Annotated in this window: 17 protein-coding genes; 10 read left to right on the top strand and 7 right to left on the bottom strand. The window is 74.0% G+C overall.

Going from position 1 to position 24,507, the window contains the following annotated elements:
- The first annotated feature begins 52 nt into the window (after positions 1 to 52).
- From ACIBQ8_RS08210 to ACIBQ8_RS08185, 6 genes are all read left to right on the top strand, one after another.
- A complete protein-coding gene (locus ACIBQ8_RS08210; RefSeq protein WP_397173781.1) occupies positions 53 to 1,759 on the top strand; it encodes an IlvD/Edd family dehydratase in 1,707 nt (568 codons plus the stop codon).
- Positions 1,760 to 1,895: 136 nt separating this feature from the next.
- Complete coding sequence (pgi, locus tag ACIBQ8_RS08205) at positions 1,896 to 3,527, top strand: glucose-6-phosphate isomerase (RefSeq protein ID WP_397173782.1); 1,632 nt, start codon at positions 1,896 to 1,898, stop codon at positions 3,525 to 3,527.
- Positions 3,528 to 3,529: 2 nt separating this feature from the next.
- On the top strand, positions 3,530 to 4,897 hold the full coding sequence (zwf, locus tag ACIBQ8_RS08200) for a glucose-6-phosphate dehydrogenase (RefSeq protein ID WP_397191537.1): 1,368 nt from the start codon (positions 3,530 to 3,532) through the stop codon (positions 4,895 to 4,897).
- Between the two features lie 27 nt (positions 4,898 to 4,924).
- Positions 4,925 to 5,281 (top strand): GerW family sporulation protein, encoded by a 357-nt coding sequence (locus tag ACIBQ8_RS08195; RefSeq protein ID WP_397191536.1) that lies wholly within the window; start codon positions 4,925 to 4,927, stop codon positions 5,279 to 5,281.
- 19 nt (positions 5,282 to 5,300) lie between these two features.
- The gene (locus tag ACIBQ8_RS08190; RefSeq protein ID WP_397173785.1) at positions 5,301 to 5,837 is read left to right on the top strand and encodes a hypothetical protein; all 537 of its coding nucleotides are present in this window, start codon (positions 5,301 to 5,303) and stop codon (positions 5,835 to 5,837) included.
- A complete protein-coding gene (locus ACIBQ8_RS08185) occupies positions 5,834 to 6,472 on the top strand; it encodes a LysE family translocator (RefSeq protein ID WP_397191535.1) in 639 nt (212 codons plus the stop codon). Before ACIBQ8_RS08190 ends, ACIBQ8_RS08185 begins: the two co-directional genes overlap by 4 nt.
- 35 nt (positions 6,473 to 6,507) lie before the next feature.
- Here ACIBQ8_RS08185 and ACIBQ8_RS08180 read toward each other — a convergent pair whose 3' ends face one another.
- The 3 genes from ACIBQ8_RS08180 to pulA all read right to left on the bottom strand — a co-directional run bounded on the left by ACIBQ8_RS08180 (position 6,508) and on the right by pulA (position 10,949).
- A complete protein-coding gene (locus ACIBQ8_RS08180; RefSeq protein ID WP_397173787.1) occupies positions 6,508 to 7,230 on the bottom strand; it encodes a VIT1/CCC1 transporter family protein in 723 nt (240 codons plus the stop codon).
- Between the two features lie 200 nt (positions 7,231 to 7,430).
- Positions 7,431 to 8,141, bottom strand: coding sequence for a hypothetical protein (locus ACIBQ8_RS08175; RefSeq protein WP_397173789.1), 711 nt, complete (start codon positions 8,139 to 8,141; stop codon positions 7,431 to 7,433).
- Positions 8,142 to 8,297: 156 nt separating this feature from the next.
- On the bottom strand, positions 8,298 to 10,949 hold the full coding sequence (gene pulA / locus ACIBQ8_RS08170; protein WP_397191534.1) for a pullulanase-type alpha-1,6-glucosidase: 2,652 nt from the start codon (positions 10,947 to 10,949) through the stop codon (positions 8,298 to 8,300).
- 102 nt (positions 10,950 to 11,051) lie between these two features.
- Between pulA and ACIBQ8_RS08165 the strand changes: the two genes are divergently transcribed.
- Complete coding sequence (locus ACIBQ8_RS08165) at positions 11,052 to 13,268, top strand: hypothetical protein (RefSeq protein ID WP_397191533.1); 2,217 nt, start codon at positions 11,052 to 11,054, stop codon at positions 13,266 to 13,268.
- On the opposite strand, the gene ACIBQ8_RS08160 is transcribed toward ACIBQ8_RS08165, so the two are convergent.
- Entirely contained in the window at positions 13,228 to 14,421 is a 1,194-nt protein-coding gene (locus ACIBQ8_RS08160; protein WP_397191532.1) for a cytochrome P450, read from the bottom strand. The genes ACIBQ8_RS08165 and ACIBQ8_RS08160 overlap by 41 nt on opposite strands.
- Positions 14,422 to 14,526: 105 nt before the next feature.
- Between ACIBQ8_RS08160 and ACIBQ8_RS08155 the strand changes: the two genes are divergently transcribed.
- From ACIBQ8_RS08155 to ACIBQ8_RS08145, 3 genes are all read left to right on the top strand, one after another.
- Positions 14,527 to 17,934, top strand: coding sequence for a phosphodiester glycosidase family protein (locus ACIBQ8_RS08155; RefSeq protein WP_397191531.1), 3,408 nt, complete (start codon positions 14,527 to 14,529; stop codon positions 17,932 to 17,934).
- A gap of 185 nt (positions 17,935 to 18,119) precedes the next feature.
- A complete protein-coding gene (locus ACIBQ8_RS08150; RefSeq protein WP_397191530.1) occupies positions 18,120 to 20,297 on the top strand; it encodes a glycogen debranching N-terminal domain-containing protein in 2,178 nt (725 codons plus the stop codon).
- Positions 20,298 to 20,326: 29 nt separating this feature from the next.
- Positions 20,327 to 21,442 (top strand): glycosyltransferase family 4 protein, encoded by a 1,116-nt coding sequence (locus ACIBQ8_RS08145; protein ID WP_397173801.1) that lies wholly within the window; start codon positions 20,327 to 20,329, stop codon positions 21,440 to 21,442.
- Here ACIBQ8_RS08145 and ACIBQ8_RS08140 read toward each other — a convergent pair.
- Genes ACIBQ8_RS08140 through ACIBQ8_RS08130 form a run of 3 tightly spaced genes read right to left on the bottom strand, consistent with a single transcriptional unit; the run spans position 21,396 to position 24,507 of the window.
- Positions 21,396 to 22,652: an ABC transporter substrate-binding protein gene (locus ACIBQ8_RS08140; RefSeq protein ID WP_397191529.1), complete on the bottom strand. Its 1,257-nt coding sequence runs from the start codon at positions 22,650 to 22,652 to the stop codon at positions 21,396 to 21,398. The two genes, ACIBQ8_RS08145 and ACIBQ8_RS08140, sit on opposite strands and share 47 nt — an antisense overlap.
- Entirely contained in the window at positions 22,649 to 23,653 is a 1,005-nt protein-coding gene (locus ACIBQ8_RS08135; protein ID WP_397191528.1) for a branched-chain amino acid ABC transporter permease, read from the bottom strand. Before ACIBQ8_RS08135 ends, ACIBQ8_RS08140 begins: the two co-directional genes overlap by 4 nt.
- Positions 23,650 to 24,507, bottom strand: a complete 858-nt coding sequence (locus tag ACIBQ8_RS08130; protein WP_397173806.1) for a branched-chain amino acid ABC transporter permease — start codon at positions 24,505 to 24,507, stop codon at positions 23,650 to 23,652. Before ACIBQ8_RS08130 ends, ACIBQ8_RS08135 begins: the two co-directional genes overlap by 4 nt.

Below are 24,507 nucleotides of genomic sequence, written 5' to 3'. Positions count from 1 at the left end.
ATTCCTCCGCAGGCGGTGCTGAATCCCCGGGCTGCCGATAATGTGCCGTCACATGGCGCTGCGCAGTTCCCTCTGGTACTCCGGTGACGACAGGAACTCCTACATCCACCGGGCCTGGATGCGCCGCGGCCTGCCGCGCGAGGCGTTCGAGGGCGAGCGGCCGCACATCGCCATCGCCAACAGCGCCTCCGACCTCGCGCCGTGCAACTCCCACCTCGACGAGGTCGCCCGCAGCGTCATGAACGGCGTGTGGGAGGCCGGGGGCGTGCCGCTCGACCTGCCCGTCCTGTCGCTGGGCGAGACGAACGTGCGCCCGACCGCCATGCTCTGGCGCAACCTGGCCGCGATGGCCGCCGAGGAGCTGCTGCGGGCCAACCCGATCGACGGCGTGGTGCTGCTCGGCGGCTGCGACAAGACGATCCCGGCGCTGCTCATGGCCGCCGCCTCGGTCGACCTGCCGGCGCTCGTCGTGCCCGGCGGGCCCATGCTGACCGGGCACTTCCGCGGCGTGCCGCTCGGCTGCGGCACCGACGTGTGGCGGCTCAGCGAGGAGGTGCGGGCCGGCACGCTGTCCCGCGAGGCGTTCCTCGCCTCCGAGTCGTCCATGATCCGCAGCCGCGGCCACTGCAACACGATGGGCACCGCCTCCACCATGGCCTGCATGGCCGAGGCGCTCGGCATGACGCTGCCCGGCACGGCCGGCACCCCGGCCCCCGACAGCCGCCTGCTGGAACGCGCGCACGTCAGCGGCCGGCTGGCCGTGGAGCTGGTAGGCGCGGGCCGCCGTCCCAGCCACGTCATGACCCGGGCCTCCTTCCTCAACGCCATCGTGACGCTGGCCGCGATCGGCGGCTCGACCAACGCGGTCGTGCACCTGCTGGCCATCGCCGGGCGGCTCGGCGTCGAGCTGAGCCTCGACGACTTCGACCGGGCCGGCTCCGGCGTGCCGCTGCTGGCCGATCTCCAGCCCGCCGGCCGCCACCTGATGGACGACCTGTTCAGGGCGGGCGGCCTGGCCGCCCTGCTGCGGGAGGTCGAGGACCTGCTCGACCCCGCGGCGATCACCGTCACCGGCAGGCCGCTGGTCGAGCACCTGGCCGGCGCCGAGATCTGGGACGACACCGTGATCCGGCGGCGCTCCGACCCGCTGCTGCCCGACGCGGGCATCGCCGTGCTGCGCGGCAACCTGGCGCCCGACGGCGCCGTGATCAAGCCCGCGGCCGCCTCGCCTGAGCTGCTGCGCCACCGCGGCAGGGCGATCGTCTTCGACGGCGTCGAGGACGCCCGCGCCCGGCTCGACTCGCCCGGCCTCGACGTCGACGAGACCTCGGTGCTGGTGCTGCGCGGCTGCGGGCCCAGGGGCTACCCGGGCATGCCGGAGGTCGGCAACCTGCCGCTGCCGCGCAAGCTGCTGGCCAGGGGGGTGCGCGACATGGTGCGGGTCAGCGACGCCCGGATGAGCGGCACCGCGTACGGCACGGTGGTCCTGCACGCCTCGCCGGAGGCGGCGGCCGGCGGCCCGCTGTCGCGGGTGCGCACCGGCGACCCGATCGTGCTCGACGTGGCGGCCAGGCGGCTCGACGTCGACGTCCCCGAGGCCGAGCTGGCCGCCAGGGAGCCGGTCATGACCGGCCACGCCCGTCCGGCCCGCGGCTGGCAGCGCCTGTACGTCGACCACGTCACGCAGGCGCACCTGGGCGCCGACCTCGACTTCCTGACGGGCTCCTCCGGCGACGCGCCCGGCCGGGAGTCCCACTGAAAGCAAAGAGTGCCCGGCGCCATGCGCGGAATCATCCCCGTGGGGTACGGGGTTCCCTGACGGGAGCCCGGCTCAGCGGATCTCCCGCGAGTACGGGACGATGTGATCAGGTTTGACGACGTATGAGGAGGAAGCGGTGAACGGCGACATCAGCCAGAGCCAGGAGTGGGCGGCTCTGGGCAAGCATCACGAGGAGCTGGCGGGAAAGCAGCTTCGTGAGCTGTTCGCGGAGGACCCGGGCAGGGCCGGGCGGATGACGGTGAGCGCCGGGGACCTCTACCTCGACTACGCCAAGCACCGCGCCACCCAGGAGACGATCGACCTGCTGGTGGCCCTGGCCGAGCGGGCGGGCCTGCGCGAGCGCATCGCCGCGATGTTCGGCGGCGAGCACATCAACGTGAGCGAGGACCGCGCCGTCCTGCACGTCGCGCTGCGCATGCCGGAGAACGCCGAGCTGGTCGTCGACGGCCAGGACGTCGTGGCCGACGTGCACGCGGTGCTGGACAAGATGAGCGCCTTCGCGGACCGCGTCAGGTCCAAGGAGTGGAAGGGCGCCACCGGGCAGCCGATCAGGACCGTGGTCAACATCGGCATCGGCGGCTCCGACCTCGGCCCGGCCATGGCCTACGAGGCGCTGCGCGACTACGTGGACGCCGGCGTCGAGGCCAGGTTCGTCTCCAACATCGACCCCGCCGACATCCTGGGCAACCTGCGCGACCTCGACCCGGCCACCACGCTGTTCGTGGTCGCCTCCAAGACCTTCACCACGCTGGAGACGCTGACCAACGCCAGGGTCGCCCGGTCCTGGCTGGCCGGCGCGCTGGGCGAGGACGCGGTCTCCAAGCACTTCGTGGCCGTCTCCACCAACGCCGGCAAGGTCGCCGAGTTCGGCATCGACACCGACAACATGTTCGGCTTCTGGGACTGGGTGGGCGGCCGCTACTCCTTCGACGGCGCCATCGGCCTGTCGCTGATGATCGCCGTCGGGCCGGACCGGTTCCGCGAGATGCTGTCCGGCTTCCACAGCATGGACGAGCACTTCCGCACCGCGCCCTTCGACGCCAACATGCCGGTCCTGATGGCCCTGCTCGGCATCTGGTACACCGACTTCTTCGGCGCCGAGACCCGCGCCGTGCTGCCCTACAGCCAGCGGCTGCACCGCTTCCCCGCCTACCTCCAGCAGCTCACCATGGAGTCCAACGGCAAGTCGGTGCGCGCCGACGGCAGCCCGGTGACCGTCCCGACCGGCGAGATCTTCTGGGGCGAGCCGGGCACCAACGGCCAGCACGCCTTCTACCAGCTCCTGCACCAGGGCACCCGGCTCGTCCCGGCCGACTTCATCGGCTTCGCCGAGCCGTTCGAGGACCGCGAGGGCATGCACGACCAGCTCACCGCCAACCTGCTCGCCCAGACCAGCGCGCTGGCCTTCGGCAAGACCGCCGAGGAGATCGCGGGCGAGGGCACGCCGCCGGAGATCGTGCCGCACAAGGTGATGCCGGGCAACCGGCCCACCTCGACGATCCTGGCGACCAAGCTCACGCCGTCCACGCTGGGCCAGCTCGTCGCGCTCTACGAGCACATCGTGTTCGTCGAGGGCACGATCTGGGGCGTCGACTCCTTCGACCAGTGGGGCGTCGAGCTGGGCAAGAAGATGGCGCTCGACGTGGCGCCCGCGCTCACCTCCGACGAGCCGCCGCAGACCTTCCCCGACTCCTCGACCGAGCAACTCGTGCGCAGGTACCGCGAGCTGCGCGGAAGGCGGGCCTAGAGATGGGGCGGGCGGGCGCGCTGGTCCTGTTCGGCGTCACGGGGGACCTCGCGCGCAAGATGCTGCTCCCCGCGCTCTACCACCTGACCGCCGACGGCAGGCTCGACCTGCCGATCATCGGCGTCGCCAAGACCGACATGGACCTCGACGCGCTGCGCGAGCACGCCCGCGAGGCGTGCGGCGGCGTCCAGGACGCGGCGTTCGAGAAGCTGGCCGGCAACCTGCGGCTGGTGGCCGGCGACTACCGCGACCCCGACACGTTCGCCAGGTTGCGGGAGGAGGTCGAGGGCAAGGGGTTCCTCGTCCACTACCTGGCGGTGCCGCCCGCGCTGTTCTCCGTCGTCGCCGAGGGGCTGGCCGGCGCCGGGCTCAACCACGAGGCCAGGCTCGTGGTGGAGAAGCCGTTCGGGCACGACCTCGACTCCGCGCGCAGGCTCAACGACGAGCTGCTGAAGTACTTCGACGAGGACCACCTGCGGCGGGTCGACCACTTCCTGGGCAAGGAGCCGGTCGAGGACCTCATGGTGTTCCGGTTCGCCAACATGCTGCTCGAACCGCTGTGGAACCGGAACTTCGTGCGCAGCGTGCAGATCACCATGGCCGAGGACTTCGACGTCGCCGACCGCGGCGGCTTCTACGACGCCAACGGCACGGTCCGCGACGTGGTCCAGAACCACCTGCTGCAACTGCTGGCCATCCTGGCGATGGACCCGCCGCCGTCGATGGACGCCCGCGCCCAGCTCGACGAGAAGTGGCGGGTGCTGCGCGCCGTCCAGGCCGTCGACCCGGCCCACGTCGTGCGCGGCCAGTACGACGGCTACCTCGACACCCCCGGCGTGCGGCCCGGCTCCACCACCGAGACGTTCGTCGCCATGCGGCTCTACATCGACAGCTGGCGCTGGGCGGGCGTGCCCTGGTGCATCCGTTCGGGCAAGGCGCTGCCCACCACCGACCTGGAGATCGTGGCCGAGCTGCGCAAGCCGCCGGTGACGATGTTCCGCGGCGGCGACGTGCCGCCGGGGCCCAACCTCATCAGGTTCCGGCTGCAGCCCGACGCCGGGGTGACCTTCGACGTCCTGGCCAAGGAGCCGGGCCGGCAGCGGACGATCCCGGTGCCGGTGAGCGTCGACTTCACCAAGGTGCTCGGGCCGATGGAGGCCGCCTACGAGCGCATCCTGACCGACGCCGTCAGCGGCGACCCGCGGCGGTTCGCCCGGTTCGACCTGGTGGAGGAGTCGTGGCGGATCGTCGGCCGGCTGCTCGACCTGCCCGACCAGCCGCTGCCGTACGAGAAGGGCACCTGGGGGCCGGAACCGGCGGAGAAGATCCCGCCGGGCGGCTGGCACGAGATCTCCACCACGTTCGACTAGCGGCCGATCCGGGTGAACGATGGGCCCATGGACATCAAGGAGCTGCTGGAGCAGTCGAAGGACGCCGTCACCGTCAGGCGCGTCTTCGGTGAGCCGATCCACCACGGCGACGTCCTGGTCATCCCCGTCGCCCGGGTCGCCCAGGGCGGCGGGGCCGGTCAGGGGCAGGGCCGGGACGAGAAGGGGGAGGAACTCGGCAGCGGCGGCGGTGGCGGCTTCGGCTACAGCGCCACCCCCGCCGGGGTCTTCGTGGTCAAGGACGGCGACGTGCAGTGGCGTCCGGCCGTCGACGTCAACCGGATCGTGCTCGGCGGCCAGCTCGTCGGCCTCGCCCTGGTGCTGACGATCCGGACCATCTTCAAGAAGTGGCGTCACAGGAGGTAACGGGGGCACATCATCTGACGTGCTCATCGATCTGCTCGACGCGGGGCTGCCCGGCCACGAGGCGCTGCTGCCCGGCTCCAACCTGCCGGTACGGGTCGTCCCGCTGGGCGGCGGCACGTCGCTGGTCCGCTTCCCGCCCCGGTGGAGCCGTCCCGGCCGCGGCCACTACCTGGCGGGGGAGGAGTTCGTGCTGCTGGAGGGCGAGCTTCGGGTGTCGGGGGTGGCGTACCTGCCGGGGGAGCACGCCTGGCTGCCCGCCGGCGCCCTTCGCCACTCCGGCGCGGCGCCGGCGGGGGCGCTGGTGTGCACGTTCTTCGCCGGCGAGCCCGCCTGGGTGTCCAGCGACCTGGACGAGCCCGACGGGCCCAGCCTGCGCACCCCGCTGGTGAGCGTCGTCGTCCCCGGCGGCGGGCTGCCGCTCACGCCGCACTCCGTCCTGCTGGACACGCCCGTCCCGCTCGACCACCCGGCCGAGATGATCACCGTGCCGAGCTGGACGTGGGAGCTGTCCACCTTGATCCCCGAGGGCCGGGTCCTCGTAAGGTGGACGCCATGATGACCTCCTTGACGCAGTTCGTGGGATTCGGCGCCCTGGTGATGCTCGGGGCCATGTCGCCCGGCCCCGACTTCGCGGTCGTGGTCCGCCGCTCGGCGCTGTCCGGCCGCGGGCACGGCATGGCCGCGGCGGCCGGGATCGCCCTGGGCGTGGCCGTGTGGGTGGTGGCCGCCGGCACCGGCGTGGCCGCGCTGCTGGCGGCCTCGGCCATGGCCTTCACCGTGGTCAAGGTCGTCGGCGCCGCCTACCTGCTCTACCTGGGGGTCAAGGCGCTGCGCGCGGCCCTGCGCAAGGGCGGCCCGCTCGACCTCGGCCTGCCCGCGCCCGCGAGCCGCGGCCCGTGGGCGGCCTTCACCGAAGGGCTGCTGACCAACGTGCTCAACCCCAAGGCCGCGCTGTTCTTCGTGGCCCTGGTGCCGCATTTCCTCAGCGAGGAGGCCGCGTTCGGCGACACGTTGCTGCTGTCGGCGGTCGCGCTGGCCGGCACGATGGTCTGGTTCCTCACGGTGGCGAACGTGGTGAGCACGCTGCGCCGGGTGTTCGCCCGGCCCGGCGTGCGCAAGGCCGTGGACGGCCTGACCGGCGCCGCGCTCATCGGCCTCGGCGTCAACCTGGCCGTCGCCGGCCGCCCCTGAGCGGCCTCTCGACGGCCAGGCCGTGAGCGGCCGCGTCAGGAGACGGCGACGCCGAGCAGGTGCCCGAGGCCGAAGGTGACGGCGGCGGCGCCCGCGCCCAGCCCGAGCTGGCGCAGCCCGCCCAGCCACCACGGCCGCGCGGTCATCACGGCCACCGCCGCGCCGAACCCGAACAGCGCCACCATGCTCAGCGCCAGCGCCGGGAACAGCCCCGACGCCCCGAACAGGAACGGCGCCAGCGGCACCAGCGCCCCCGCGGCGAAGGCGAGGAACGACGAGCCGGCCGCCAGGTAGGGCGAGGGCAGGTCGTCGGGGTCGACGCCCAGCTCCTCGCGCACGTGCACGCGCAACGCCTGCTCCGGGTCGGCCGACAGCCCTTCGGCGACCCGGCGGGCGAGGTCGGCGTCCAGGCCGCGCGACCGGTAGAGGGCGGCCAGCTCGGCCCGCTCGCCGTCGGGGTTGCGGGCCAGCTCGCGCCGCTCCACGGCGATCTCGGCCCGCATCAGCTCGGTCTGGGAGCGCACCGACGTGTACTCGCCCGCCGCCATCGAGCACGCCCCGGCGACGAGCCCGGCGAACCCGGCGAGCACCGCGCCGCGCCCGGCGCCCGCGGCGCCCACGACGCCGGCGATGAGCGCCACGTTGGAGACCAGCCCGTCCATCGCCCCGAACACCGCCGGACGCAACCAGCCGCCGGTGACGTCACGGTGGCTGTGGTGCTTCTCGGGAGAGTAGGGCCGGGCAAGCTCGATGGTCATGACAATCCTCCCCGTATTGGCAGTTCGTCCGGGAATCTAGGCCCTTCCGGGATGATCCGCAACGAAGGAGAGGCTAGCCTGATCTGCGATTTTCCCGCTGCGTCACCGATCGTGCACGCACGATCACGTGCCCGGGGACGGAAACGCGAACGTCCCCCCGGCTCCCGCGGCGCGCGGGAGCCGGAGGGACGCGGACGAGGTCAGGCGTGCGCCGGGCTGGCGGGAGCCGGCTCAGCGGGATCGGGCTGAGCCGAACCGGGCTGAGCGGCGCTGGACCGGGCGGCCTTCGGGCCGTTGACGATCGCGTCGCAGTCGGCGATCGCGTCCTCCAGCAGCCTGCGCAGCAGCGCGTCGGGGTCCTTGATGCACGCCTGGACGATGCCGACCACGGCGAGCTGCACCGCGTTGGGCGCCGCGTACCGGCGGAAGCCCTTCTCGGTGATCTTGGCGGCCCGGCTGAAGCGCCTGGCCTGCTCGGCCGCGTGCGGCACCTGCTCCATCGCGTGGCGGCTCAGCTCGCTCAACCGGCCGGACGGCGCGCCGTCGAGCCTGGCCAGCATCTCCTCGGCCGCCAGCACCGACACCGCGAGCGCGAGCTGGCGCTCGGCGGCGGCGACGGGCAGGGCCGTGGTCGCGCAGCGCAGCGCGATGTGCGCGTCGATCCGCAGGTCGTCGCCGGCCAGCCCGATGATGGACGGCACGAGCCCGACCAGCTGGGCGCGGCTCTCGTCGCCGGTGTTGTCGTTGACCAGGCGGGCGAGTGCGGCCAGCAGCGGATGGGTGCAGGCCGGGTGGTCGCTCCACCGCTCGCCGGCCAGGTAGGACGCCAGTTCCATGAAACAGGCGCCGCGCTTCGGGTTGCGATGCCTGCCGCGGGACAGGACCGGCATGTGATCAAGGTGATTGTCCACGGGGTGCTCCATGCTCCACGCGATCGCCGTCCAGCCAGTTTGCGCTGTCGGGCGCGTCAAAGCCAGTGATCGGGCATCTTCCACAGGAATGGTTCCCTCAGGCGATGCGATCATTCCTCAACCGCTATTCATGGTTATGGCACCAAAGAATTTAATTTATGAGGAATTTTCGGCATTTATGACGAAAACTGCGGCCGTACGGGCCGGAACCGTCAGCGTGCCGGCCGCCGGGTCGTAGGACGACCGCCTGACCACCTCGTCCGCCGACGCCGCCTGCACCGGGTGCAGCGCCACCCGGCGGCCCGGCGGCACCCCCGGCGCCCGCGTGCAGGGCGACGGGGTGGGGTTGAGCACCACGACCACCGCGTCCCAGCGCGGGTCCAGCCCCGCGGTGTCCACCCGCATCACGATCACGCCCTCGCCGCCGGCCGGGAACGACAGCCGCCGCCGCACCTCCTCCGCCGTGCCCAGCGCGAACGCCGGGGTCGAGGCCCTGATCCGCAGCAGCTCCCCGAACGCCGCCCGCGCCGCCCCGATCTCCGCGCAGCCCGGACGCAGGGCCGGGTCGGCCAGCAGCGGCCGGGCGTAGGGCCAGGCCGCCTCGTTGTCCGCCCGCGGCGGCAGGCCCGCGCCGAACCCGTTGCCCGCCGAGCAGTCCCACAGCAGCCGGTTGAACCAGTCGCCGGAGTCGTAGGAGTTGCGGTCGAGCGACTTCGAGCGCAGCCGCTCGCTGCCCGCGTGCACGAACGCCGCCCCCTGCCCCAGCAGCACCGTGGCCAGCGACAGCACCTGCATGCGCACCCGGTCGGCCATCGGCGTGCCCGCGGGCAGCTTGTAGACCAGCGCGTCGAACAGCGTCTCGTTGTCGTGCGCGTCCACGTAAGACACGACGTCGTCCGGCCGGGCGGCGTAACCGGCGGCGGCGCCGTTGTGGCCGACCTGCGAGCCCGCGCGGCCCGAGGGCAGCACGTAGTCGCGCAGGCCGCCGGTCAGGCCCAGCATGACCAGCTCGGTGCAGTGGCGCAGGCGCTCGCGCTGCTGCTCCTCCGAGCCGTTGGCGGGCGCGCCGTTGGGCGCGCCGGCCAGGCCGGAGCCGTACCCCTGCACGCGCGGGTCGGCGTCGAAAGGGCCGCCGCCGCGCACCGCGTCCCGCAGCCGGTCGTCGAACGTGCCGATGCCGGTGCCGGCCATGTTGGCCTGCGTGGCCTGCTCGAACCTGGCGTCCCCGGCCACCTCGCCGAAGCTCCAGCCCTCGCCGTACAGGATGATCGAGCGGCCGTCCACGCCGTCGCGCTCGGGGGTGAGCGCGTCGAGCGCGGCTCGTACGGCCAGGATGTTGGCCTTCGGGTGGTGGCCCATGAGGTCGAAGCGGAAGCCGTCCACCTTGTACTGCCTGGCCCAGGTGCGCACCGAGTCGACCACCAGCCGGCCCATCATGGCGTGCTCGGGCGCGGTGTTGGCGCAGCAGGTGGAGGTGGCCAGGGAGCCGTCCTCCAGCAGGCGGTGGTAGTAGCCGGGCACGATCGGGTCCAGCACGTCCGCCGAATGGGCGTGGTTGTAGACCACGTCCATGACCACGCGCAGCCCGGCCTCGTTCAGCGCGGCGACCATCGCGCGGAACTCCCTGATCCGCTCGTCCGGGTCGGTCGCGTACGAGCCCTCGGGCACGGTGTAGTGCTGCGGGTCGTAGCCCCAGTTGAAGGAGTCGCGGTCGGCGGTGAGCGCCACGATCTCCTGCTGCCGCTCGGAGTCGGGCGGCAGGGCGGCGAGGTCGCAGCCGGGCTCGGTCCGGTCCGACCGGCGCTCGGGGATCGTGGCCAGGTCGAACACCGGCAGCAGGTGCACGTGGGTGAGGCCGTCCGCGGCCAGCGCGCGCAGCTCGCGCATGCCGTCGCCGTCGTGGCCGAAGGCCGCGTACGTGCCGCGCAGCTCCTCGGGCACGGTGGCGTCGGAGGCGGAGAAGTCGCGCACGTGCAGCTCGTAGATCACCGCCCGGTCCAGCGGCACCGGGACGGGCTTGGCCAGGCGGTCCCAGCCGGGCGGCTTGAGCGCGGGGTCGTCCAGGCTCACCAGCCTGCTGCGCACCCCGTCGGGCGCGGTGGCCAGGCTGTAGGGGTCGGTGACCTCGCTGGTGACGACGCGGCCCGCGGCGGGGGAGTAGACGGTGACGCGGTAGGTGTAGTCCTTGCCGTACCAGGTGGGCAGGCCGCGGATCGACCACACGCCGGTCTCCTCGTCCAGCCGCATCGCGTGCCGGCGGCCGCCGAGCGCCAGCTCCACCCGCCGTGCGGTGGGGGCCCACAGGGCCAGCCGGGGCAGCAGCCGTCCCGACGGCCCGAGCCCGGCGCGCACGGCCCCGGCGTAGACGTCGTCGAGCACGCCCGGGATCTGCACGCCGGTCGCCGCGGCCACCGCGCCCGAGCCGTCGCGGGCCACGGCCACCACCTGGCCGCGCAGCGCCTCCTTCACCCGCCCGGCGTCCTCGCGGCGCAGCTTGAGCGCGGTGCCGCCGGCCAGGTGCGGCCACGCCCGCCGCCGCGCGTCGTCCAGCTCGCCCGGCGCGAGCGGGACGGTCACGGCATGGCCGGTCAGGCGGCCGTCGTGGCAGGCGATGCCGCCGGCCGGGGCGAAGGCCAGCGCGTGCGTCAGCGACGGATCCACCGTCCAGACGACCGTCTCCCTGTCGATCCAGTGGGCCCGCGCCTCGCCGTCGCCGATCGCGGTCACGTAGATCATGGTGCCCGCCCGGCGGCGGCCCATGCGAGGACGCCGCGCCGGGCGGCGGAACACGGGCCCGGCCAGGCGCACGCCCGGACGCTGATTCAGTGACCATGCCATTACTTTGCGTAATCGGTGACTTTGCGTGATCCTGGGCTCATGGACGGATTCCTGGACCCCACCTGCGGAGGCATGACCGAACTACGTGTGCACGGCGTCTCCGGCACCCCGCCGGCGAGCATCCTCAACCATCCCCACCCCCGCCAGATCGCCGGCGACGCCACCACCGGCTTCTACCGCCGCTGGTGGCCCGGCGGACGCCCCGACGGCGAGCAGGACGACGTGCCCGGCGTCCGCCATCGCGAGGCCTACGCCTGGGGCGGCCTCACCTCCGGCGGCAGGACCATCGCCCTCTGGCTGCTCCTGCTGCCCTTCTCCCTGGCCAACCTGTCCTACTTCATGCTCCCCAGGCCACCGGCCGGCGCCCGCCTGCGGCACGTGGCCGAGGCCGCGCAGCGGCTGTTCGCGCTGCTGCTCACCGGCACCCTCGTGGGCGCGGTCACCCGGGCCAGCGTCGACCTCGTCGGCTGGCAGTGCACCGCGGCCGGCCGGGCCTGCGCCCGCGAGAGCGCGCCAGCCTGGGTCCACTGGATGAGCGAGCTGTGGGGCGCCGAGCCGTCGCGGCGGCTGGCGGTCGCCGCGCTGGCGCCGTTCGCGGTGGTCGTGCTGCTGTGGTGGCTGGCGCGGCGCACCTGGGAGCGCGACGAGCAGACCGGGGTCCCGCACGACGGCGGCTCGCGTCCCGGGCCGTTGCTGGCCCGGCCGCGGTTGTGGCACGGCGGCGCGCCCGTATGGCGGTTGCGGGCCGTGCACGTCGCCTTCGCGCTGGGGTCGATCGGCCTGGCGGTGTCGGCGCCGTTCGTGGGCGACCCGCGGGGGCTGGCTCTCACGGCCGCCAACGCCGCCGTCCAGGTCGCCGCCGCCGTGCTGGCGGCGCTGCCCGGCATCGCCAGGCGGCTGGCCCCCGGCGAGGCGGTCCCGCCCTGGCTCACCGGCGCGTGCCGGGTGCTGCGGGTGGCCGGGCCGCTGACGTTCGTGTCCACGATCGCCGCCGCCCTGGCCGGGATGTCGCCCGCGCTGCCCGGGCGGCAACTGCCCGGCATCGGCGTTGGAGCGTTCCAGTTCGCGCTGACTGTCGGGCTCGGGCTGTTCATCCTGGTGGCGACGTTCGTCCTGGCGCGCATGGACCGGCCGGCCGAGACCGGCGACCCGATCGAGCGGCGGGCGATGTGCGGCATGGCGGCCTGGTTCACGCTGATGGTGGCGGCCGGCAGCGCCAACGTGCTCGCCCTCGGCCTGCTGTTCTGGACCGCCACGTTCTTCGGCGTGCCCGCCTCGGTCGCCGAGCCGGGGCCGGTCGACCGCCGCCTCTACCTCGACGACCCGGTCTGGTGGACGGCCGCGCTCGTGCCGCTGCTGGTGATCGGGTTCGTCGCCGTGGCGGCCGAGCTGTGGCTGTCGCGCGGGTCGGCCGCCGCCGCGCTCACCCCGAAGCTGACCCCCTACTACGGTTCCTACGACCGGGACGTGGCCGGCAAGTGGGCGCTGGCCGCGCTCACCGACCGCGCCGGGCTCGTGCTGGCCGTGCTCACCGGCGTCGGCGTGGCCGGTTCCGGCGCGGTGACCGTGATCTACCGGTTCCACCTGTTCGCCCCGGTGGGCGGGCTGGCCGGCCTGCTGGCCTCGATCGGGAGCTGGGCCATGACGGCGATCGTCGTGGGCCTGGTCCTGCTGGGCCGCCGGACGTACAGCGACACGCGGCTGCGCCGCACGGTCGGCATCCTGTGGGACGTCTCGACCTTCTGGCCCAGGGCCATCCACCCGCTGGCGCCGCCCTGCTACACCGAGCGGGTGATCCCCGAGCTGCTGGCCCGGGTCAAGACCCTGACCAGGACCGCCGGCGACGAGGTGGTGCTGTCCGGGCACAGCCAGGGCAGCGTGCTCACCGCCGCGCTCGTCCTCCAGGTACGGCCCGAGCTGCGGCCCCGCCTCCGGCTGCTCACCCACGGCTCGCCGCTGCGCCGCCTGTACGCCGCCTTCTTCCCCGCCTACTTCGGCACCCCCGGCCTGTCGGCGATGCGCGACGCCGTCCGCTGGACGAACCTCTACCGGCTGAGCGACCCCATCGGGGGGCCGGTCTTCCGCCGGGTCGACCCGTTCGGGCCGCGTCCGGCGGGCGAGGGGGAGCAGACCGTCGACCGGTTCTGCTGGGACCCGCTCCAGCCGGGGCCGGGCGAGCCGCTGCCCGAGGCGCGCTGGCACTCCGACTACTGGCTCGACCCGGCCTACGAGGAGACCCTGGCCCGGCTCACCAGGTCAGATGGAGTTCCTCGGGCGCGCGGTGGATGAGCGTGGCGGCCATCACGACGTCCGGGCGGGCCAGCCGGAGGCCGGGCAGCTCGGCCACCAGCAGCTCCAGCGTCACCCGGAGCTGCTCGCGGGCCAGGAACGCGCCGGGGCAGCCGTGCACGCCGTGCCCGAACGCCAGATGGCGGGCGCGCGGCCGGGTGATGTCGAAGACGTCGGGCCGCTCGTGCACCGCCTCGTCGCGGCCGGCCGAGGCGAAGGAGACGAAGACCGTCGAACCCTCCTCCAACGGCGTGCCGGCCAGGGTGAGCGGCCTGGTGACGCGGCGGCGGAAGCCCTGGACGGGCGCCTCGTACCGGGCGGCCTCCTCGATCGCGGCCGGGATCAGCTCGGCCGGGCTCGCGCACAGCAGCTCCCACTGGCGGCGGTCGCGCAGCAGGCGGTGCACGACCGAGCCGAGCAGCGCGGTCGTGGTGAGGTGCCCGGCGAGCATGACGTTCTCGACGTTGGAGGCGATCTCGTCGCGCTGGGCGGCCGTCGGCTCGCCGGGGCCGGGCGCCAGACCGCGCACCACCTCGCCGGTCAGGTCGCCGGATTCGCCTGAACGGGCGGCGTGGGCGGCCAGCAGGCGCCGCAGCTCGGCCACGTCGCGGGCGGCGGCGATCTGCTCGTCCTCGGGCATCGGGGTGAACAGCAGGTCCTCGGCCCGGAAGCCGCCCCTGATCGCGGTGGGCACGTCGGCCGGGTCCAGGCCCAGCAGGTGGCCGATCACGGCGGCGGGCAGCGGCCTGGCGTAGCCGGACATCCACTCGCCCCCGCCCGCCTCGGCGAACGCGGCGACCAGGCCGGCGGCCGTGGCGGTGACGAACGGCACGGCGGCCGCCACCCGGGCGGGCGACAGGCCGCGGGTGAGCGGCCTGCGGTAACGCCGGTGCGCCTCGCCGTCGCTGCTCAGCACCACGGGCGCGCCGCCCGGCACCCCGGCCAGCTCGGCGAAGGCCCGCGGGCTCGGGATCACGTCGGGCCGCAGGGCGCCCTGGGAGGAGAAGTCGTCCGGCCTGGACAGCACTTCGCGCACGTCGTCGTGCCGGGCCACCAGCCAGGCGTCCAGCTCCTCGACGAAGGTGAGGCCGGGGGCGGCGCGGGCGCGGGCGTAGAGCGGGTACGGGTCGCGGTAGAGCGCCTGTCGATCCACGCGTCCCATCGTCGGGCGTGGCCCGGGACGCCACAAGATCTGAAATTTTCTTTTAGTTCACTCCGAAGTCTTGAAACTTATATCCACGAACGATTGAGTTCGGTCGTGCAGACCCTCCGTTTCCTGGCCGCCGCCGCGCTCGTGTTAGGGCCGGTGGCCCTGAGCGCGCCCGCGCAGGCCGACCCCGCCCCGCCCGCCGAGGACGCGCTGAAGGCGTCCTCCTACCCGCCGCCCTCCACGCTGATCAGCCAGGCCACCGCCGGGCAGCCCCGGCTGGAGACGGCCAAGAGGACCCGGCCGGTCGCGCCGGGCCTCTCGCTGACCTCGTTCGACACCTACGACGCGCTGGGCTGGCTGCGCGCCGACGCGCTGACCGCCGACCTCGGCGGCGGCAAGGGCGGGCCCAGGGCCGACTACGTCTTCTCCGGCGAGGTGACCAAGACCGAGCCGCTGTCCGGCCCCGCCGGGCGCTCCCGCGCGGTCGCCGCGGTCAACGGCGACTTCTTCGACATCAACAACTCCGGCGCCGCCCAGGGCATCGGCGTGCAGGACGGCACGCTGGTCCAGTCGCCGGCCGCCGGGCACGACAACGCGGTGGCCGTCACCGGCGACGGCGTCGGGCGGGTGCTCAAGATGTACTTCGAGGGCACCGCCACGCCCTCCGGCGGCGCGCCGATCGCGCTCACCCAGTTCAACCAGATGGTGCAGAACGGCGGCGTCGGCCTGTTCACGCCGCTGTGGGGCTCCTACAACCGGGCCCGCGCCGTCGAGGGCGCCGCCACGGTCGCCGAGGTCGTGCTGGTGGACGGCGTGGTCACCGAGGTGCGCAACGCCGCCGGCGCCGGGCCCATCCCGGCCGGCACCACGATCCTGCTCGGCCGGGACGCCGGCGCCGCCGCCCTGTCGGCACTGAAGGCCGGCGACCGCGTGGAGGTGAAGTACCAGCCGAAGGCGTCGGACGGCTCCGCCGTCAAGGCGGCCGTCGGCGGCAACTACGTCCTGGTCAAGGACGGCGTCGTGCAGAACAGCACCGACCCGGCCGCGCACCCGCGCACCGCCGTGGGCTTCTCCGCCGACGGCAGGAAGATGTACCTGCTGACCGTGGACGGCCGCCAGGCCGACAGCCGCGGCGTCACGCTCAACGAGCTGGCCGCCATGATGGTGGACCTGGGCGCGGCCAACGCGCTCAACCTCGACGGCGGCGGCTCCTCCACCCTGCTGGCCCGCGAGCCCGGCTCGGCCGAGGTGCAGGTGGAGAACAGCCCCTCCGACGGCGGCGAGCGCCACGTGCCCAACGGCCTGGCGCTGTACGCCCCCGAGGGCAGCGGCAAGCTCAAGGGCTTCTGGCTGGAGACGGCGAGCGACCCGGCCAAGGCGCCCGGCGTCGGCCCGGTCGCGGGCGGCCGTCCCGACCGCGTCTTCCCCGGCCTGACCAGGCGGCTGACCGCGGCCGGCTACGACGAGACGTACGGCCCCGCGGCCGGCACGCCGTCCTGGCGGGCCAACCCGGCCGTGCACGGCGTGATCAGGAACGGCAGGTTCCACGCCCTGGTGCCCGGCCAGACCACGGTCACCGCCGCGCGCGGCGGCGCCAAGGGCACGATCGGCCTGACCGTGCTCCAGCCGTTGCAGCGGCTCGGCGCCACGGCCGACCGGCTCGGCATCGCGGGCGCCGACGGCAGCGCCGCCTTCGGCGTCGTCGGCTACGACCGCAACGGCAACTCCGCGCCCATCGAGCCGGACGACCTCACGCTCGACTACGACCGGAACCTGTTCGAGGTCACCCCGGCCGAGCACGGCTACTTCACCGTCAAGGCCCGGCAGGCCACCGGCTCCGGCCTGATCACCGCCAAGGTCGGCAAGATCACCACGGCCGTCCCGGTGACGGTCGGCTTCGACTCCAAGCCGGTCGCCGACTTCGAGGACGCGGCCAAGTGGACCTTCGCCGCCGCCCGCGCCACCGGCTCGCTGTCGGCCGCGCCGGGCCAGAGCGGCGGCGGGCTCAAGCTGTCCTACGACTTCACCACCTCGACCGCCACCCGGGCCGCGTACGCCAGCCCGCCGCAGCAGATCGTGGTGGACGGGCAGCCGCAGGCGTTCGGGCTGTGGATCAACTCCACCGGCAAGGGGGAGTGGCCCAGCCTGGAGTTCTACGACGCGCTCGGCCAGTCGCAGATCCTGCGCGGGCCGTACATGACGTGGACCGGCTGGCAGTACGTCGAGTTCCCGGTCCCCGCCGGGGTCAACTACCCGCTCAAGCTCCGGCGCTTCTACGTGGCCGAGACCAGGGCCGACGCCAAGTACACCAACGACATCATGATCGACGGCCTGGTGGCCAAGGTGCCGCCGTCGATCACCGCGCCCGCCGTGCCCAAGGTCGCCGACCCCGTGGTCAAGGCGGACGTGGCCAAGGCGCCCTGGCGGTTCGCGGTCATGTCGGACGCCCAGTTCGTGGCCAGGAACCCCGACAGCGACATCGTCAGGAACGCCCGCCGCACGCTCAAGGAGATCAAGGCCGCCAAGCCCGACTTCCTGCTGATCAACGGCGACCTGGTGGACGAGGCGTCGCCGGAGGACTTCGCGCTGGCGAAGAAGATCCTCGACGAGGAGCTGGGAGGAGAGCTGAAATATCACTACATCCCCGGCAACCATGAGGTCATGGGCGGCAAGATCGACAACTTCAAGGCCGTCTTCGGCGACACGTACGGCACCTTCGACCACAAGGGCACCCGCTTCGTCACCCTGGACACCTCCCGCCTGAACCTGCGCGGCGGCGGCTACGACCAGGTCGCGATGCTCCGCTCCGAGCTCGACAAGGCGGCGAAGGACGCCTCTGTCGGATCGGTCGCCGTGCTGTTCCACGTGCCGCCGCGCGACCCCACGCCGGGCAAGGGCAGCCAGCTCGGCGACCGGAAGGAGGCCGCGCTGATCGAGGGCTGGCTGGCCGGCTTCCAGCGCGACACCGGCAAGGGCGCGGCCTTCATCGGCGGGCACGTGGGCACGTTCAACGCCTCGCGCGTGGACGCCGTGCCGTACTTCATCAACGGCAACTCCGGCAAGAACCCGGCCACCGCCCCCGAGGACGGCGGCTTCACCGGCTGGTCGCTGTGGGGCGTGGACCCCGTGACGCCCGCCGAGGCCGAGCACGTCCGGCGCAACTGGTTCACCGACGCGCCCGACTGGATCGGCACGCAGGTGCGGCCGCACGTGGACGAGCTGACGCTGACCGCGCCCGCGACCGTCGCCGTCGGCGCGCCCGCGCCGGTCACGGCGGCGATCCGGCAGGACGACCGGGCCGTCCCGGCCGCCTACCCGGTCTCGGTCACCTGGTCCGGCTCGCCCAACCTGCACGTCGGCACCCGCCAGACGGCCAAGCCGTGGCACGTGGCGGTGCTCGACCCGGGCACCGGCACGATCACCGCCCTGCGGGCGGGACAGGTGACGGTCGCGGTCACCGTCAGCGGGGTCACCCGCCAGGCGACCGTGGCGCTCGCCGCCAAGGCCGCCGCCTGAGGCCCCCGGCCGGAGAGGGAACCCCCTCTCCGGCCGAAACCCTCCCAGATACCGAAATGTCGGGATGAAGGGTTAAGAATCTAGGCAGTCATGGGATTCCCCCTCCTTCCTCCGGATAGCACTCCTGACGTGCGGGGACGTGCCCCCGCAAGGCGCGGGACCGGGGAAGGACTGGGGGTTCGTCGGTGAACGCATGGACCTTCGAGGGGCAACCCGGCGCGCTGGGCGACACGGTCACGCTCGTGGAGGGCGGCTCGTTCTGCGTGTGCCAGCACGGCGGCGACATCGTCCCCGGCGGCGCGCAGGGCGTCTACCACGCCGACACCCGCCTGCTGTCCCGCTGGATGCTGCGCGTGGACGACCATCCCGTCGAGCCGCTGCAGGTCATCATGGGCGAGCCGTACCACGCCACCTTCCTCGGCAAGGCCCGGCCGCGTCCCGGATGGGCGGAGAGCACGCTGCTCGTGGTGCGCGACCGCTACGTCGGCGGCGGGCTGCGCGAGGACCTCACGCTGCGCAACATGTCCGAGGAGGCCGCCGGCTGCGTCGTGTGCGTGCAGGCCGGCGCCGACCTGGCCGACCTGTTCGAGGTGAAGTCCGAACGGAGCTGGCCCGCCGAGGACGTCGAGATGAACCCCGGCGAGCGCGGCATCGAGGTCTACTCGCCCAGCCGCGCCCGCGGCGCCAGGATCGCCGTCGAACCGCCCGGCACGCCGGTCGTCACCGCGCCGGGCCTGCTCACCTTCGACGTCGTGGTGCCCGCCCGCGGCGAATGGCACGCCACCGTGCTGGTGACGCCGGTCCACGAGGGCGAGGAGTCCTCGGCCCGGTTCCCGGTCGCCCATCCCACCCACCACGCCGAGCCGGCCCGCCGCCTGGCCGAGTGGACCGCCAGCACGCCCGTCCTGGAGAGCACGAACGCCGGCCTGGTCGAGGCCCTGGCCCGCGCCCGCGAGGACCTGGGCAGCCTGCGGCTGTTCGACCGCGACCATCCCGACGAGCCGCCCGCGATCGCCGCCGGCGCGCCCTGGTTCATGACGCTGTTCGGCCGCGACTCGCTGCTGACCTCCTGGATGGCGCTGCCGCTGGACCAGACGCTCGCCCTCGGCACCTTGCGCAGGCTGGCCCGGCTCCAGGGCACCAAGGTCGACGCGCTGTCGGAGGAGGAGCCCGGCAAGATCATGCACGAGCTGCGCTTCGGCGTCCAGGACGGCTCCTCGCCCTACGGCGGCCGGGCCTACTACGGCTCGGTGGACGCCACCCCGCTGTTCGTCATGCTGCTGGGCGAGGTGCGCCGCTGGGGCGTCCACCGCGAGGCGGTCGAGGAGCTGCTGCCGTACGCCGACGCCGCCCTGGCCTGGATCGAGGAGTACGCCAGCCGCGACGGCTTCGTCTGGTACCAGCGCAAGACCGACCGCGGCCTGGTCAACCAGGGCTGGAAGGACTCCTTCGACGGCGTGAACTTCGCCGACGGCACCATCGCCCGCCCGCCGATCGCCCTGGCCGAGGTGCAGGGCTACGTCTACGCCGCCTACCTCGCCCGCGCCCACTTCGCCTGCCAGCAGGGCGACGAGGCCGCCGAGCGGCGCTACGTGCAGCGGGCGCGGGCGATCAGGGAGGCGTTCAACGAGCGGTTCTGGCTGCCCGGCCCCGGCTACTACGCCATGGGCCTGGACGGGCGCGGCCGGCCCATCGACGGCCTCGGCTCCAACATGGGCCACTGCCTGTGGGCCGGCATCGCCGACGAGGACAAGGCCCGGCAAGTGGCCGGCCACCTGCTCTCGCCCGAGATGTTCACCGGGTTCGGGGTGCGCACGCTGGCCTCGTCCATGGGGGCCTACAACCCGATGAGCTACCACAACGGCTCGGTGTGGCCGCACGACAGCGCGCTCATCGCCGCCGGGCTGATGCGCTACGGCCACGTCGAGGCGGCCCAGCGCATCGCCGTCGGGCTGCTGGAGGCCGCGCACGCCTTCGGGGGGCGGCTGCCGGAGCTGTTCTGCGGGTTCGGCAAGGAGGAGTACGGGCGGCCGGTGCCGTACCCGACGTCGTGCTCGCCGCAGGCGTGGGCCGCCGCCGCGCCCATCCAGCTCCTGCGCACGCTGCTGCGGCTGGACCCGTGGGTGCCGTACGGGAAGTTGTGGCTGGTCCCGGCGCTGCCCGAGGGGTTCGGGGAGGTGACCATCAAGGGCATGCCGGTGGGCGACTCCAGGGTCGGCATCCGCGTCAGGGGCGAGGACGGCACGCCGCTGGTGTCCGGCCTGCCCGACGGCGTCGAGCTGGTCACCGAACCGCGCTGCCCGATCAGCGGCGCCTGCCGCTCCGGCCCCGCCCGCAGGGCGCACGGCCTGCCGGCGCTGTGACGACCGGACCGACACGGGGAGGTGCTGGGATGACGACGGATCTTGAGGACGACTGGGAAGGCGCGCTGCGCATCGTGATGGTCGCTCCGCCCTGGGAGGAGGTGCCGCCGCGGGCCTACGGCGGGATCGAGCAGATGCTCGCCGACCTGATCACGGGCCTGTCCGCGCGCGGCCACGAGGTGACGCTGATCGGCGCGGGCAGCACGGGGCTGCCGGCCAAGTTCCTGGTCACCTACCCCGAGGCGCCCTCGGAGCGGATCGGCGAGGGGCTGCCCGAGGTGCTGCACGCCGCCCAGGCCTGGCGGGCGCTGGAAGGGCTGCCCGCCGACATCGTGCACGACCATTCGCTGGCCGGGCCGCTCACCGCACTCGGCCGGGCGACCCCGACCGTGGTCACCTGCCACGGCGATGCCGGCGGCGAGCTGGGCGAGGTGTACCGGGCGCTCGGCGAGCACGTCAACCTGATCGCCGTCTCCGACGCCCAGCGCGCCGACGCCCCCGACCTCAACTGGATCGCCACCGTGCACAACGCGCTCGACACCGCCACCTTCCCCTTCCGCGAGCACAAGGAGGACTGGGTGCTGTGGCTGGGCCGCTTCAGCCACAGCAAGGGCACCCACCTGGCCATCGACGCCGCCCGCGCCGCGGGCCGCCGCATCGTGCTGGCCGGCAAGCTCACCGAGCCGTGCGAGCACGTCTACTTCGACGAGCACGTACGGCCGCGGCTCGGCCCCGGCGTCACCTACCTGGGCGAGGCCGACGCCGGGCGCAAGCGCGAGCTGCTGGCCGCCGCCCGCTGCATGGTCTTCCCCATCCAGTGGGAGGAGCCGTTCGGCATGGTGGTGATCGAGGCCATGGCCTGCGGCACGCCCGTCGTCGCCATCGGCCGGGGCGCGGTGCCGGAGATCGTGGTGGACGGCGTGACGGGGTTCGTCCTGCGGGAGCCGGCCGAGCTGCCCGCGGCGATCGAGGCGGCCGGGCGGCTCGACCCGCGGGCCTGCCGCGCCCACGTCGAACGGCACTTCGGCGTGGGGGCGATGGCCGCGGCCTACGAGGCGGTCTACCGCCGCATGCTGGCCGCCCCCCGCCCGGCGGGGCTCACCGACGAGCCCGCACCGGACCGAACGCGGCCCGGGTGTCGATGACCCGCCCGAACCGCACCCAGCGGTCCCGCTCGAACCGGGCCAGCTGCATCGACTCGATCGGGAACCCGTCGCCGGGCCCGGTGGACAGCGTGATCCCGGGCAGGAGCAGGTCCAGCTTGACGCCGGACAGGCTGCGCATGGCCGTGCGCAGCCCCTCACGGGACGGGCAGCGCATGCGTTCGAGCGTCCGGGCGAACGCCTGCGCCGCCGTCCAGCCGTAGACGACCTGCTGGGCGGCGGGATCGGCCTCGGGGACGTGCCGCCGCACCGCGGCCACGTACGCGCGCACGGCCGGGTCGGCGGCCCACTCCGGCGCGGCCGGATCCTTCTGGAACCCGGCCGTGACGACGCCCTGCACCTTGTCGTGGCCGACCGCCGCGAGCACGGCCGGCGAGGCGGCCACGCCGTTGAGGATGTGCAGCGGGTTCCAGCCGGTCATCGCCGCGTCGGCGGCCAGCGCCTGGGCGGCGAACTTCGGCGTGCTGACGTCGAGCAGCACGTCCGCCCCTGAGCCGGCCAGGTTGGCGAGCTGGCCCTGCACGCCCGGGTCGGTCACCTCGTAGCTCCGGACGGCCGCGATCCGCACCCCCGTGCCCTCGATCGCCTGGCGGAAGCCGTCGAGCAGGTCGTGGCCGAAGTCGTCGTTCTGGTACAGCACGGCGACGCGTGCCCGGGGCACGGACTCGGCCAGGTAGCGGGCGTAGACGCGGGCCTCGGCGGCGTAGCTGGGCTGGAAGCCGATCGTCCAGGGGTGGCTGGTGTCGGTGCCCCACTCGGTGGCGCCGGTGGCCACGAACGGCTGCGGCACGCGCCGGCGGGCGGCGTACTCGCGCACGGCGGCGGTCGAGGGCGTGCCGACCGTCTGGAACAGCGCGAACACCCGGTCGCTCAGCACCAGCCGGCGGGCCTCCGCCACGGCCCGGCCCGGCTGGTAGGCGTCGTCGCGGACGACGAACTCCACGCGCCGCCCGGCCACGCCGCCGCCCTCGTTGACGTGCTCGAAGTAGGCCCGCGCGCCCTGGGCGACCGCCGCGTACGCCGAGGCGGGCCCCGACAGCGGGTAGAGGCCGCCGACCTTGACCGACCCGGCGGTGATCCCGGTGCCGTCCTGGTCGGCGCAGGCCCCCGTGAGCGTGACCTCGCCGGCCGGCGGGCGGCAGCCGGCCAGCAGCAGCACGACCAGCGCCACGAGCACCCGCGCCGGCCTCATCCGAACCTCCTGGCCACGCCCCAGGCGGCCCGGCGCAGCAGCCCGGCCAGCCCCGTGGGCGCCGCGCGCACGACCAGCAGGATCAGCAGGCCGGAGACGATCCCCGGCACGGCGGGGCCGAGCCCCTCGGTCGCCGCCGGCACGGACGTCACCACCAGCGCGCCGAGCAGCGGCCCGGCCGCCGTGCCCGGCCCGCCGACGACCAGCCCGGCCAGCAGCGTGATCGACAGGGACACCGGGAAGGAGTCGGGGGAGACGAAACCGGTCGTCCAGGCGTAGAGGGCGCCGGCCGCGCCCGCGTACATGGCGCTCCAGGCGAAGGCGTGCGTCATGTGGGCGGCCGGTCGCATGCCGAGCGTCTCGGCCGCCGCCGGATGCTCCCTGATCGCGGTCAGCGCCCGCCCGCCGCGCGACCGGGTCAGGTTGCGGGCCATCGCGTACGCCCCTCCCGCCGCCGCCAGCACCAGCAGGTACAGCCACTGGTCGGCCTCCAGCACCGGCGCCCACGGCTCGGGCACCGGCAGCCCCATCGCCCCGCCGGTCACCGACGGGAAGCGCTTGACCAGCGGCGGCAGCACCACCGCGGCCGCGAAGGTGACCACCGCCAGGTGCGGGCCGCGCAGCCGGAACGCGGGCAGCCCCGCCGCCCGGCCGAGCCCGTAGCACACCAGCGCCGCGGCGGGCAGCGTCAGCGGGTACGGCAGCCCCACCCGGCCCATGAGCACGGCCGCCGTGTAGGCCCCCGCGCCGAAGAACGCGCCGTGCCCCAGCGAGACCTGTCCGCCGTGCCCGGCCACCAGGTCCAGCCCGAGCAGCGCGATCGCGTTGATCAGCACGATCGTGGCCTGGAACAGCAGGTAGGGCGGCGCCGTGAACGGCAGCGACGCGGCGGCGACCGTCAGCACGGCCAGGCCGGTCCGCCGCCACGGCCACACCTGCCGCCGGTCGCCCGCCGCCTGGCCGACGGCCGTCCTGCGGTGACCGGCCGTCACCGCGTTCACGACCGCTCCCCGCGGGCCGCGCCGAACAGCCCGCGCGGGCGCGTCAGCAGCACGGCCACGATCAGCACGAGCGGCACCGCGATCTTCAGGTCCGCCCCCACGAACCCGAGGTACGTGCCGGCCAGCGTCTCGGCGACGCCGACCACCAGCCCGCCGGCCACCGCGCCGAGCGGGCTGCCGAAGCCGCCGAGCGTGGCGGCGGCGAAGGAGTACACCAGGACGCCGGTCATCATGGACGGCTCCAGGAACAGCATCGGGGCCACCAGCACGCCGGACAGCGCGCCGACGGCGGAGGCGGCGCCCCAGCCCAGGGCCAGCACCCGCCCCACCCGCACGCCCGACAGCGCGGCCGAGCGCGGGTCCGCGGCCACCGCCCGCATCACCAGGCCGAGCCCGGTGTGCCGGACCACCAGGGCGACCGCGCCGAGCACCAGCCCGGCCAGGCACGCCGCCTCCAGCGCCGCCACCCCGGCGGGCCGGTCGGGGAACGGGCTGGGGAAGGCCCGCAGAGCCGACGTCCACACCAGCGCGGCCAGCGCGTTCACCAGGACGTACAGGCCGATCGTGGTCATCACGAGGGTGAGCCCGTCCGCCTGCGAGCCCGGCCGCCGGATCACCGCCCGCTCGGTCACCACGCCGGCCGCGAAGGCGAGGGCCACGGTGAGCGGCAACGCCCCCCAGTACGGCATCCCCGCCTCGACGAGCTGCCAGGCCACGTACGCGGCCAGCATGGCCAGCTCGCCCTGGGCGAAGTTGACGATCCCGGTGAAGCGGTAGGTGAGCACCAGGGCCAGCGCGAGCGCCGCGTATCCGGCGCCCGCGCCGAGCCCCTCAAGGAGCTGCTCCAGGAACAC

Source organism: Nonomuraea sp. NPDC049646 (genome assembly GCF_044465525.1).
Classification (GTDB): Bacteria; Actinomycetota; Actinomycetes; order Streptosporangiales; family Streptosporangiaceae; genus Nonomuraea.
The sequence above is the reverse complement of the archived record's forward strand: the minus strand, read 5'-3'. Positions and strand labels throughout refer to the sequence as shown.